Here is a 12,466-nt window from a genome sequence, read left to right on the forward strand (position 1 = left end):
TATGCGCGGAAGATCAACTCCGGAGTTGATGCCGTAACGACCCGCCGGAGAAGCTGTGTGTATTATCCTTATGCCGGAAGAACCTCCAGTTTAATGTATCGTTACTCTGCCCTGGGGCGATGGCATCTGTTCGACGACCTTCGATGCATGCAGTTCTAGAGCGTGTATCGCCCACCGCCCGACACTTGGCACGTTATGGCGGATGCGCCCGCAGAACATCCGCCAGCTCGAGCAGAAACATCCGCACCTTCGGCTGCGGACCGCAATCTCGGGACGGAATTGAGGAATCCAACCCCGTTCGAGACGAGATTTGGTGGGAGTCGCTCCGGAACATCGGGTCAGCGGCTCTGTGACAGACACGGAAAGCCGTAGCTCTGTAATGTCCCTGTAACGAAATGTTCCTCGCAGAGAAACGATCACCCGCACGGACATCAACCGGCGCGATGGTGCACCCACCCAATGCGGATATTCTCGTACCGATTGGCGGATGTTCCCTGCGAGCAGCTGTCCTAAATTCACCGTCAGCCGGAATCGGTACGGTCCGGTGCGACCGACAACGACACAGTATGAGGGAAGTCGGCGTCGCGGACTCGGGCACATCCGCCCGCGGCAGGTTTCTGCCGGGATCGCCGCGCAGTGTGGAATAGGAATTACATGGAAGTTGTCGCGCGTGAGGCGATACCTGAAATCACATCCGTGGTCGTCGACGGCACGGTCCATGACATAGGCTTGCTCAAGGATTTCCATCGAAATCCCGCACTTCGGAAATTCGTCCCCGAATTCTCCCGGCTGTCACTGAGTTGGGTCAGGCTGCAGCCGGGTGAAGAGCTGTCTGTGCACCAGCACCCGACCAAGAGCATGATCGTCATCGCGGAAGGAACCGGCCGGACGCTGGGCGATATCAGTGCCGAGATCCGCGCCGGGGATATCGTCGTGGTGCCTTCGGGCGCACGGCACGGCTTCATCGGCACCCCGCCGACCGGGTTCTGGGCGTTGTCGATCCAATTCGAAGGCGCGGGCTTGTACGAGAATCCGGACGATGCGCGGGTGTCGTTCGCGGGCGACCGCCCGGATATCGCGGCCGTGCGCGCCGAGAACGATTCGCACTTGCGGACCTTCGAGAACAATGCGCTGGTGCGCCTGATCAGCGAGATCGGCGCGCACCCGCCGCAGGTGCGTGACCGCCTGCTGGACCATCTGCAGGGCTGGTCGGACGCATTCCAACGGGTGATCGCTGCCCGGGTGGTCGGCGAGGGTGACGGCCCTGGGCGTGCACTCGCGGACGAACATCTCGGTGAGGAGATCGGGCACAACCGACTGTTGGCGCGCTTGCGTGACAACCGCCCGGCCAGCTGGGACCCGGTGATTGCCGCAATCTCCTCCTGGTTCCTCGACCGCATGACCTCGGCATCCAGTGTGGAGCGCTCGGTCCTGTCGCATCTGGTGCTCGAAGGCAGCGGGCTGGTCTTCCACGCAGCCGGGCTGTCGTCGTTCCCGGAGAGCCGGTATTTCCAGCTGCACGACGGTGCGGACGCCGAACACATGGACATGGGCTATCGGGCCTTGGCCGAGCAACGGGACTGGACTCCCGACGAGGTCGGCGAGATGTTGCGAAAAGGATGGCAGATGATGGAGTTGCTGGGCGAACGGATCGCCGAGTGCGCACAGCGCGCGGCTCTGGTCGGCCATGTCTGATACCCACTACGAATTGCGCAGCCGGTTCGAGGAGCGCGAACTCCGCGTGCTCGCGGCGGTATTCGGCCGGGATAAGGCGACCCTGTCCGAGCTGATGCACCCGGATGGCTTCGGATTCGACGCCACGATGGGCCTGGTGCGGCAACGGGATCTCATCGACGCCCTCGATGCGCTCGACCATGGCGCAGGTTTCATGGTCGACGAGCTTCGGGTCGTGCCGGCTGGTGGGAACGTCGCGGCATTGACCTATCGCCTGCGGCAATGGGGCGAATTCGACGGCAAACCGCTGCCGGGAGTCGTGTACTGCAGCAGCGTGTGGCGCCTCGAACAGGGTAGTTGGCAGGCGGTATTTCATCACGAAACGCCACGGGCGCCTGGCGATAGCGAACAGGGCGAGTCGACATGACCCGCTCCCTCGTGCGCGGTCCGGCAGGAGGGGTCAGCACAGAGCAGCCCTGCGCCGACACTCGACCGTGGCGGCAGGCGGCATGCCAGCTCTATGAGACGCCGAACCTCGTTGTCCCGCTGGGAGAGATCCTGCACTGGCGGGCCGTGGTCGAGGCACTGGGCATCGAATCGACGGCCGACGCCACGCTGCTCACCGGTGGCTATTTCTACCGTCCGCATACGTCTGCTCCCAGCGAGTCCGAACTCGACGCCGCCCGTCACGAGGGCGCCGCCGGTGGCGCCCGATGGCTGCTGTACCCGGTGGTTCGCGATGACGACGCCGGCCGGGTGCTGGCTCGGCACGGCTTCGTCGACCTGCCGTGGTTCATCGAAGCGGAGTTCGTCGCCGCCGACGACATCGATCACGATCTGCGAAAGCTACTGGGCGGGACACGTTTTCGGGAACTGCGCCGATTGGTCCGACGCGCGGACGAGCAGTTCGAGTGGGATGTGGTGACCGGTTCGGCGATCGACGAGGACATCCTGATGGCCTTCGATCGGCTGCACCGGATGAATCTGGCGAAGTACGGGCACACCCGCAATCACTTCGCCCTACCGATCCTGCGCCACCTCGCCAAATCTTCACTCGGCGAACGGATGTGCGTATTCCTGCACCGTCGCCGCGACGGTACACCTGTACAGGCCGTGCTCGCGCTGCACCAGCCCGAGTCGAATACCGTGGAAGCCCTGGTCCAAGGCATCGATCATGCGGCACTGCCGGCGGCGCAGAACCTTTATGCCACGGCGCTGTATCGGATTTATCACTGGGGTTCGGCGCACGGCGTCAACCGGTTCAACCTCGGCCGTGGTGCGCAGCTGACGAAGCTGAAGCTGGGCGCCAACCGCTTCCATGTGGTCAGCAACCACATCGGATCCGTTGCTGGAACACCGACAAGGGAATTCGACGCGGTGCGCGCGGCGGCGCGGGCCTCGATCGGCACGGCCGTCGCCATGCTGCGCGCCGCCATCGATCGCCACGGCGTGCGCAGCGTGCTGTTGGCGCAAGGAAGCGTCGGTGAGGCACGGGTATGAGTGGATTGACCACTGCGGGCCGGGTCGGCGCTGTCTGGATGGACGGGGCGCTGGTAGACCCCGCCGCGGCGCATCTGCCGGTGCTGAGCTTCGGTCTGCACAATGCGGCCTGCGTCTTCGAGGGGATCCGGAGTTTCGGCGGTCGCCCCTTCGCGCTGTCGGCCCATGTGAACCGCCTGCGCACGTCGGCCGAGGCGATCGGGATCGCACTGCCATGGGACTCGACGGAGATAGCGGACGCGATCGAAACCGCCGTCGCTGCTGCCGACTTCGCCGAGGCGTATATCCGGCCCGTGGTCTGGCGTGGGGACGAAGTGATCGGCATCGATCCGACCGGCACCACCGTGCATCTCGCCATCGCTGTGCTGGCATGGCCGAAGCAGGCGCTGGACGACGGAAAACCGCTGCGGCTCGGCCTGTCTCGATGGACCCGGCCGACCCCCACCATGGCGCCGGTGCAGGCGAAGACCTCGGCGAATTACCTCGTCGGATCACTGGCGCTGGCCGAAGCCCGGGCCGGCGGATTCGACGACGCGCTGCTGCTCGATCATACGGGCGGGATCGCCGAAACCACGGGTTCCAATATCTTTCTCGTGCACCGAGGTGAACTGGTAACGCCGCCGGCGCACACGTTCCTCAACGGAATCACCCGGCAAACCGTGCTCCGGCTGGCCGCACGGAACGGCATCGTGACGCGCGAGATTCGGCTGACCCCGAACGATCTGGTGATCGCCGACGAGGTGTTCGTGACCGGAACCGCGGTCGGCGTACGTTCGGTCGGCTGGTTCCGCGACACCGCCTTTCACGCCGACGGCATCCTCACCCGGATGCTGGCGAATGCCTACACCCAACTGGTCGGTGCCGAGCAGGGGGAGGAGTCGCCATGTACGGCATCGGCATAGTCGGCACCGGGATATCCGCGCTGCATCTGGCCCTGCAGCTCCAGCAGCGCGGCATCTCGACCACGCTCTATGCCGACAAGAGCCCCGAACAGATCCGGGCGGGGCGGCTGCCCAACAACGTCTGCCGGTTCGGCCGGACCAGGGCCCGCGAGCAGACGCTCGGCGTCGATCATTGGAACTTTCCCGACTTCGGCATGAATTGCGCACACGTGCGCGTACACACCGATCCGCCGATCGCCTTCTGCGGGAACCTTTCCCACCAGGCCAGTTACGTCGACTTCCGCCTCTACCTGCCACGGCTGCTGGCCGACTATCAGGAACGCGGCGGCACGATCGTGCCGGTTCCGGACCCAGAGGTCGCGGTGTCCCGTTCCGCGTCCGAACATGGCTCGACGGTGGTTGCCACCGGCCACCGGAGCGTGGATTCCCTGTTTCCACGTGTCGCATCCCGCTCCGCCGAGCACCCCGCTCGACTGATCCTCGCCGGGCTGTTCCACGGTGTGGCGCATACGGATCCGCTGGGTATGCATTTCGAGATCGTGCCCGGAGCCGGCGAGATCTTCCAGACACCGGTGCACTCCGTCGCCGGCCGGGTTGCCGGTATCACCTTCGAGGCCGTCTGCGACGGCCCGTGGGCGAACCGCCTGCGCCCGCGGTACTACGACGATCCGTCGGGGTGCGCGCGGGTGGTACTAGAGCTACTGCGCGAGGTCGATTCCGAGATTCTCGGACGCCTTGATACCCGCAGGTTCGCCCTCACTCGCCCGCTGGATCTGCTGCAAGGGGCGATCACACCGACGGTCCGCAGGCCCTGGACCCGATTGGGCACCCACCGCTTCGCGATCGCGGTCGGTGATGCCGCGGTACTCAATGATCCGGTCACCGGGCAGGGAGCAAACCTCGCCGTGGCCGCGGCGTGGGAACTCGGCCGGATGATCGACGCCGACACCGCATTCGACGAGCAGTTCTGTCATCGATGGGAGGAGCGGCTCTGGGACCTCGCCCGCGATGTCACCGAATGGACGGGATCGGCGCTCGGTCCACCACCGGACCATGTCATCGATGTGCTCCGGGCGGCCGCGGGCAGCCAGGACCTCGCCGATGCGTTCCTCGACAACTTCGATGACCCGGCAGCGATGTGGAGTTCGCTGGCCACGGCGCAGCAGGCGGCCGCGTTCATCCGCCGAAAGCCCCCGGGCATCACCAAGCGCGCCGCGGATCTCATGATCGTCGAGCGGGAGCGGCGCCTGCTCGAGCTGCTCGGTCGCGCGGATTCCGGCGATTTGCTCGCTCCGGACGCACTGCTGGTCACGGCGCAGGGATGCCACACCCTGGACACCTGGCCGGGTGACCAATACACAGCCGGCGCACCAGCCAGCGTGACCGAGGCAACGGTTTTGCCACTGAGCGACAGCGCACAGCTGATCACCTATCGGCTCCGCACGCTGTACTGCTCGACGCTGTGGCATCGCGAACACGACAACTGGGCGGCAGTAGTCCACCACCGCTCTCCCGCACCCGTGGAGGCCCCATGACCGTCCCTACGGCCGAACTGACCGCATTCTTCCGGGGACGCATCGTCGATCCGACCCACCCGGCCTACAACGACAGGCGACGGATATGGAAGGGGTTGAGTCGGTATCCCGCCCTCATCGCCGACTGCGCCGACGCCACCGATGTCCGCTGCGTCGTCGACTTCGCCGCCGGTGCCGGCATCCCGCTCGCGGTCGTGGGCGCCGGTCACGATGTGGCGGCCCGGTCGATGCCCGACAATGCGCTCGTCGCATCCACCGGGGCTATGTCGGGCATCAGCATCGACCCGGACCGCCGCCTCGCCCGGGTCGGGGCAGGAGTGCGCTGGGGCAGTCTCGTCTCCGCCGCGGCCCGCTATGGGCTGGCCACCACCGGCGCCTCGGTCGCGACCGTCGGCGTCGCCGGATTCGCCCTGCACGGCGGTCTCGGTTGGTTGATGCGCCGCTACGGGACAGCGTGCGACAACGTCCAGGCAGTGCAGATGGTGACCGCCGACGGACGACTGCGCACCGTCGACACCGATACCGATCCCGATCTGTTCTGGGCGGTGCGCGGAGCCGGATCGAATTTCGGCGTGGTGACCGCGCTGACGTTGCGGCTGCACCCGGTCGACCGAGTAGTGGCCGGTGTCATGCTCTACCCGGCCACGAAGGCCCGCGCCGTCCTGCAGGCCTATCGCGAGATCACCGCCCGCGCCAGCGACGAACTGGTGACCCACTTCTACTACTCCGGTAACCCGGACGGCAGCCACAGCGTCGGAATCGGGTTGTGCCACAGTGGAGCCGCGGACGCCATGGCGAACATCCTGGCGCCGCTCGCGCCGCTCGGAATCCCACAACACGACTCCGTGCGGGAGATGGGGACCGCGGAGTTGCAGGTGGTTCATGACAGCAGCACACCACCCGGCGCTCGCTACCACCTGCGCGGACACTATCTGTCCGAGCTGAGCGACCAGGTCATCGACGTGATCGTCGAGCAGTGCCGCACACTCAGCGCCCCGTTCACCCAGATCTTCCTGGAACACCTGGGCGGTGCCGTGGGGCGAGTACCCGAGCGCGACACCGCATTCGGCGGACGTACCGCTCGTTATTCGTTTCTCGTCGTCAACGGCTGGGATACCGCACAGGACGATCTCGCGCAGGTGGCGTGGACCCGGGCGTTCGGTGCCGCCGTCGCACCACACGCGGCGCCCGGCGCCTATGTCAACTACCTCGACGACGATGAGGACCATCGCATTCCTGGTGCGTACGGTGCCGCATATCCGCGCTTACGGTCGCTGAAGCGAAGCTACGATCCCGCCAACATGTTCCGCTTCAATCGCAATATCCCCCCGGAGGCCGGTCAATGAGGCTCGAGCAGAAAGTCGCCATCGTTACCGGGGCGTCCCGCGGCATCGGGGCGGCCACCGCGGTGGAATTGGCCGGACGCGGTGCCACCGTCATCGTGAATTATCAGTCCGAAAAATATCGGGATGAAGCCGAAACCGTCACCGCCGCCATCGAATCCAGCGGTGGATCCGCCTACCTCGTGCAGGCCGACCTACGGGATGCCGACGAGCGCCGACAGTTGATCGAGACGGCGGCACGGCACACCGGCCGACTGGACATCCTGGTGAACAACGCCGGAGTTTATCGACGCGGGCTGACCGAGGACATCGACGCCGACCATCTCGCCGAGCATTTCGAAACCAATGTCGAGGGCGGCATCCTCACCACCGTGGCCGCGGCCGAGCACTTGAGCGACGGCGGTCGAATCGTCTACGTCTCCTCCGGCCTGGCCCGCCGCATCGCGGCGACAAGTACCGCATACGCCGCCAGCAAGGCGGCCGTCGAAGCAGCGACCCGCTGCCAGGCCGCCGAATTCGGCCCGCGCGGTATAACCGTGAACGCCGTCGCCCCAGGCATCGTCGACACCGCGATGTTGGCCGACATCCTTACTACGCCGGAGCGTGCGGCGCTGATCGCGGCGACAGCCCTCGGCCGCATCGGCCGGCCCCGTGACATCGCCAAGGTAATCGCCTTCCTCGCCTCCGACGATGCCGGATGGATCACTGGACAGGTGATCGACGTCGACGGCGGCCTGCAGTGAGCGGTGGTTCGACACGATCTGCACGAAACCTGGGCACCGCTGTGGAGTCATGTCGCGAGTTCCTATCCGTCGCGCGTTCCGATCGTGCGTTGCAGCAGGATGAAGGCGAGTAGCAGGACGCCGATGAAGATCTTGGTCCACCAGGAACTCAGCGTGCCCTCGAAGCTGATGATGGTCTGGATCACGCCGAGGGTCAGGACGCCGAGTACCGAGCCGAGGACGAATCCGGAGCCGCCGGTGAGCAGAGTGCCGCCGATGACGACCGCGGCGATGGCGTCGAGTTCCATGCCGACGGCGTGCAGGCTCCAGCCGCTCAGGGTGTAGAGGGTGAACAGGATGCCCGCGAGTGCCGAGCAGAAGCCGCTGATCGCATAAACGGCGACCTTGGTTCTGGCCACCGGTAGGCCCATCATGAGCGCCGACTGTTCGTTGCCGCCGATCGCATACGCGGTACGACCCAGCCGGGTGTAATGCAGGACGACGAAGGCCGCCGCGACGATCACCAGCGCGACGATCATGCCCACCGTCAGGAATACGTCCCCGCCGAGCCGGAATCGCCGCTGCGCCAGGTCGGTGTACACCGGGTCGGTGATCGTGATCGAATCCGTGCTGATTACATAGGCCAGACCGCGCGCGAGGAACATACCGGCCAGCGTCACGATGAACGGCTGGATCTCGAAGTAGTGGATTACCGCGCCCATCGCGGCCCCGAAGAGCGTGCCGCCGACCAACATCAGCGGCATGACCAGCAGCGGCGGCCACCCGTGCACGGTCACCAGCCACGCCGAGACCACCGTGGACAGGGCCAGCACCGCACCGACGGACAGGTCGATGCCGCCGGTGAGAATCACGAAGGTCGTTCCGACGGCCAGGACGAGCAGAAAGGCGTTGTCTATGAACAGGTTCACGAAAACCTGCGGGTAGCCGAATGCCGGATAACGGATCACTCCGACGCCGTAGATGACGGCGAACAATGCCGCGGTGGCCAGTACCGGGATGTACCGGCTGCGGTGTCCGCGAATCGTTGCTCGGCGCAATACAGGGGCCTTGGCCGCAGTCACGGTCAGCGCGTTCATACGGTCGCCTCCGTTGGTGTCGATGGGGTGCCGACAGATTGGCGGCGACGGCGAAATACCTTGGCGCGGAACGCCGGTGACTGAACCAGGCATACCGCGATCACCACGACCGCTTTGGAAACCAGCGTCGTCTCCGGTGGCACCCCGACGGTGTAGATCGTGGTGGTGAGCGTCTGGATCACCAGCGCCCCGAGAACGGTACCGCCGAGCTGAAATCGCCCACCGGTCAATGCGGTACCACCGATGACGACCGCGAGAATCGCATCGAGTTCGATCCACAAGCCGGCGTTATTGCCATCGGCCGCAGAGACATTCGAACTGATCATCAGTCCCGCGATCGCCGCACAGCATGCGCAGACCGCGTATACGGCGACGATTAGACCACCGGCCCGGATGCCGACCAGACGCGCCGCCTCGGCATTGCCGCCCACCGATTCCAGCAGCAGCCCGAGCGCACTGCGCCGCAACAAAACCGCGAGGCCGGTGAACACCGCGGCCGCGACCAGGACGGGTACCGGCAGGCCGAGCAGATAGCCGCCGCCGATCACCTTGTACGGCGGACTGTTGATCGTGATGATCTGTCCCGACGTAATCAGCTGTGCGACACCACGTCCGGCGACCATCAGGATCAATGTCGCCACGATCGGCTGAATCCCGAAGCGCGCCACCAACACTCCGTTCCACAGTCCAAGCACGACCGCCACGCCGAGCGCGATCAGCACGGCGACGGCAACGCCAACGGCATCGGCCTGGTCCGGCATATTGCTGATGTGCAGACAGGCCAGCGCACCCGCGATCGCCACGACCGTGCCGACCGATAGGTCGATGCCGCGCGTCGCGATGACCAGCGTCATGCCGAGCGAGATCAGCACCAGTGGCGCCCCGTAGCGCAGGATATCGATCAGGCTGCCGTAGAGGTGTCCGTCCTGAATGCGGATCGAGAGGAATCCGGGCGTGAACGCGACGTTGACGATCAGCAGTGCGATGAGCGCAGCCGCTGGCCAGAACAGATGGTTTCGGAAGATCGTCATGAAATAGCCCCGCTCGCAATGGTTTCGGTGAGTCGGTCCATGGTCAGGGTGGCATCGTTGACCAGTTCGGCGACCAACCGCCGATCGCGCAGGATCGCCACCTTGTGACTGAGCCGCAGCACTTCCTCGAGTTCGGCGGAGATGAACAGCACCGACATGCCCTCCTCGGACAGCGAGATGACCAGCCGTTGGATCTCCGCCTTGGCGCCGATATCGATACCGCGGGTCGGCTCGTCGAGGATCAGCAGTTTCGGCTGGGTGGCCAGCCAGCGGGCCAGCAGCACCTTCTGCTGGTTGCCGCCGCTGAGGAATTTCACCGGCGTATCCGGATCGGCGGGGACGATCCGCAGTGACGTGATGTATCCGGCGACGAGTTCGTCGCGCTTGCGCGCCGACAGCGGCCGGGCCCAGCCGCGCGCCGCCTGGACCGCGAGCACGATATTGTCGCGCACCGACAGGTCCAGGATCAGGCCCTGGGATTTACGGTCTTCGGGGCAGAAGGCGATCCGATGGTCGATCGCGGCGCGCGGCGAGCGCAACGCCGTCGGTGTGCCAGCGACGCGGAGGTTCCCGGTGGACGCGCGGTCGGCGCCGAACAGTAGTCGCGCCACCTCGGTGCGGCCGGAGCCGAGCAACCCGGCCAACCCGACCACCTCGCCATCGCGGACAGTGAGATCGAATGGCGCGACGGAATTGCGTCGTCCGCCGATCCCCGAGGCCTGCAGCAGCGGATCGTGGCGCGCCACCACCGCGGGATCCGGCTTCTCGTGCTCGATCTCGTCGAGCGTGCGCAACGCCGTGCCGAGCATGTGCGCGATGAGATCTTTCTGACTCAGTTGTGCTACCGGATATTCGCCCACCAGGGTGCCGTTGCGCAGTACCGTGGCCCGGTCGCAGATCTCGAAGATCTGATCGAGGAAGTGGGTGACGAATCCGATCGCCACGCCTTCGGCGGCGAGTCGGCGCATCACCGCGAACAGTTGCTCGACCTCACCGGTGTCGAGCGATGATGTCGGCTCGTCCAGGATGAGAACCCTGGCGTCCAGGTCGACGGCCCGCGCGATGGCGATCAGCTGTTGCACCGCGAGCGAATACGAGCCGAGCGGGGCAGCCACATCGATGTTCAGATGCAGTCTGTCCAGCAGCCGGGCGGCATCGCGACGCATCGCGGCGAATCGGATGAGACCGGCCCGTCGCGGTTCCCGTCCGATGTAGATGTTCTCCGCGACCGACAGATTCGGGCACAGATTCACCTCTTGATAGACGGTGCTCACCCCGGCCCGCAGCGCCTGCTGCGGGCCGGTGAAACGCACTGGGCGACCGTCGAGTTCGATGGTTCCGGCATCGGCGTCGTGAATTCCGGTGAGCACCTTGATGAGGGTGGATTTGCCCGCACCGTTCTCACCGACCAGCGCGTGTATTTCACCGGGGAACAGCCGCAGGCCCACTTCGGACAATGCGGTGACCCCGGCGAAACGCTTGACGATGCCCGACATCCGAAGTGCCGGTGTGGCAGTGGGTTCCGACATGCACTCGCTCCGGCTCAGTATGTCCGGGTTGGCAGCGCGGCGGCGGCCTGGTCCTGGGTGTAGACGCCTTCATCGGTGACGATCCGCTTGGGCGTCGGGCGCCCCGCCACGACATCCTTGGTGATGTCCATCAGCTTCGGGCCGAGCAGCGGATTGCATTCGACGACCACGTTGATCTTGCCGTCGGCCATGGCCTGGAAGGCATCGCGCGTGCCATCGATCGAGATGATCTTGATGTCCTTACCCGGCTTCAACCCGGCCTCCTCGATCGCCTGGATCGCGCCGAGCGCCATATCGTCGTTGTGCGCGTACAGCACGTTGATATCCCGATGCGCGGCCAGGAATGCCTGCATGACCTCTTTGCCCTTGGCGCGGGTGAATTCCGCGGTCTGCGATGCGATGATCTTGAACTTCGGGTCGGCGCCGATAACCTCCTGGAAACCCTTCTTCCGATCGGTCGCGGGCGCGGATCCGGTGGTGCCCTGCAACTCCGCGATATTCACGGTGTCAGTCGAATTCTTGGTCGCGTCGACGAGCCAATTCGCCGCCCTGCGGCCCTCTTCGACGAAATCCGAGCCGAGGAAGGTCACATACAGCGACGTATCGGCCGAGTCGACCGCGCGGTCGGTGAGGATCACCGGAATCTTGGCGTCCTTGGCCTCCTTCAGGACGGTGTCCCATCCGGATGCGACGACCGGGGAGAATGCGATGACATCCACACGCTGCTGGATGAAGGTGCGGATCGCCTTGATCTGGTTTTCCTGTTTCTGTTGGGCGTCGGCGAATTTCAGCTGGATGCCAGCCACGGCAGCGGCGTCCTGGATGGATTTCGTATTCGCGGTGCGCCAACCGCTTTCGGCGCCTACCTGGGAGAACCCGAGTACGGTTTGGTCGCTTCCCGAGCTGCCGCAGCCGACGGCTGTTGCTGCGGTGATAACAAGTGCGCTGGCGGTGATCAGAAGCCTCTTCAACACGATCAGGCTCTCCCTTGCATTGTGAAACGTGTTGCACCGAGGTGCGGTAGTCCTGATAGTGTTAGCGCTCACATTCTTCTAGTCAAGAGCTCTGGCGTCCGTAATCTGGTGGCGACTACCGGAAATCGGTTGTCGTGGTCGGCACGGCAGTTCGGGTCA

Annotated in this window: 11 protein-coding genes; 7 read left to right on the plus strand and 4 right to left on the minus strand. The window is 65.2% G+C overall.

The features are described from left to right. The first annotated feature begins 654 nt into the window (after window positions 1-654). From ACQP2U_RS11090 to ACQP2U_RS11120, 7 genes are read left to right on the plus strand one after another with little or no spacing between them, the layout of a single operon-like run. Window positions 655-1,695, plus strand: coding sequence for a cupin domain-containing protein (locus tag ACQP2U_RS11090; RefSeq protein ID WP_433714595.1), 1,041 nt, complete (start codon window positions 655-657; stop codon window positions 1,693-1,695). Then, window positions 1,688-2,101, plus strand: coding sequence for a DUF4440 domain-containing protein (locus ACQP2U_RS11095; RefSeq protein ID WP_433714596.1), 414 nt, complete (start codon window positions 1,688-1,690; stop codon window positions 2,099-2,101). Before ACQP2U_RS11090 ends, ACQP2U_RS11095 begins: the two co-directional genes overlap by 8 nt. Then, window positions 2,098-3,174: a GNAT family N-acetyltransferase gene (locus ACQP2U_RS11100; RefSeq protein ID WP_433714597.1), complete on the plus strand. Its 1,077-nt coding sequence runs from the start codon at window positions 2,098-2,100 to the stop codon at window positions 3,172-3,174. The genes ACQP2U_RS11095 and ACQP2U_RS11100 overlap by 4 nt, the downstream gene beginning before the upstream one ends. After that, the gene (locus ACQP2U_RS11105) at window positions 3,171-4,076 is read left to right on the plus strand and encodes an aminotransferase class IV (RefSeq protein WP_433714598.1); all 906 of its coding nucleotides are present in this window, start codon (window positions 3,171-3,173) and stop codon (window positions 4,074-4,076) included. Before ACQP2U_RS11100 ends, ACQP2U_RS11105 begins: the two co-directional genes overlap by 4 nt. Further along, on the plus strand, window positions 4,058-5,611 hold the full coding sequence (locus ACQP2U_RS11110; protein ID WP_433714599.1) for a styrene monooxygenase/indole monooxygenase family protein: 1,554 nt from the start codon (window positions 4,058-4,060) through the stop codon (window positions 5,609-5,611). Before ACQP2U_RS11105 ends, ACQP2U_RS11110 begins: the two co-directional genes overlap by 19 nt. Then, window positions 5,608-6,957: an FAD-binding oxidoreductase gene (locus tag ACQP2U_RS11115; protein WP_433714600.1), complete on the plus strand. Its 1,350-nt coding sequence runs from the start codon at window positions 5,608-5,610 to the stop codon at window positions 6,955-6,957. The genes ACQP2U_RS11110 and ACQP2U_RS11115 overlap by 4 nt, the downstream gene beginning before the upstream one ends. After that, entirely contained in the window at window positions 6,954-7,697 is a 744-nt protein-coding gene (locus ACQP2U_RS11120) for an SDR family NAD(P)-dependent oxidoreductase (RefSeq protein WP_433714601.1), read from the plus strand. Before ACQP2U_RS11115 ends, ACQP2U_RS11120 begins: the two co-directional genes overlap by 4 nt. 62 nt (window positions 7,698-7,759) lie before the next feature. Here the strand turns inward: ACQP2U_RS11120 and yjfF are convergent, their stop codons facing one another. The 4 genes from yjfF to ACQP2U_RS11140 are packed head-to-tail and all read right to left on the minus strand — an operon-like array spanning window position 7,760 to window position 12,307. Continuing rightward, window positions 7,760-8,773: a galactofuranose ABC transporter, permease protein YjfF gene (gene yjfF / locus ACQP2U_RS11125; RefSeq protein WP_433714602.1), complete on the minus strand. Its 1,014-nt coding sequence runs from the start codon at window positions 8,771-8,773 to the stop codon at window positions 7,760-7,762. Continuing rightward, entirely contained in the window at window positions 8,770-9,804 is a 1,035-nt protein-coding gene (locus tag ACQP2U_RS11130; protein ID WP_433714603.1) for an ABC transporter permease, read from the minus strand. Before ACQP2U_RS11130 ends, yjfF begins: the two co-directional genes overlap by 4 nt. Then, the gene (locus ACQP2U_RS11135) at window positions 9,801-11,333 is read right to left on the minus strand and encodes a sugar ABC transporter ATP-binding protein (RefSeq protein ID WP_433714604.1); all 1,533 of its coding nucleotides are present in this window, start codon (window positions 11,331-11,333) and stop codon (window positions 9,801-9,803) included. Before ACQP2U_RS11135 ends, ACQP2U_RS11130 begins: the two co-directional genes overlap by 4 nt. Before the next feature lie 14 nt (window positions 11,334-11,347). Beyond that, window positions 11,348-12,307: an ABC transporter substrate-binding protein gene (locus tag ACQP2U_RS11140; RefSeq protein WP_433714605.1), complete on the minus strand. Its 960-nt coding sequence runs from the start codon at window positions 12,305-12,307 to the stop codon at window positions 11,348-11,350. Window positions 12,308-12,466: the final 159 nt, after the last annotated feature.

The sequence above is a fragment of the Nocardia sp. CA-084685 genome (assembly GCF_050955785.1).
Taxonomy (GTDB): Bacteria; Actinomycetota; Actinomycetes; order Mycobacteriales; family Mycobacteriaceae; genus Nocardia.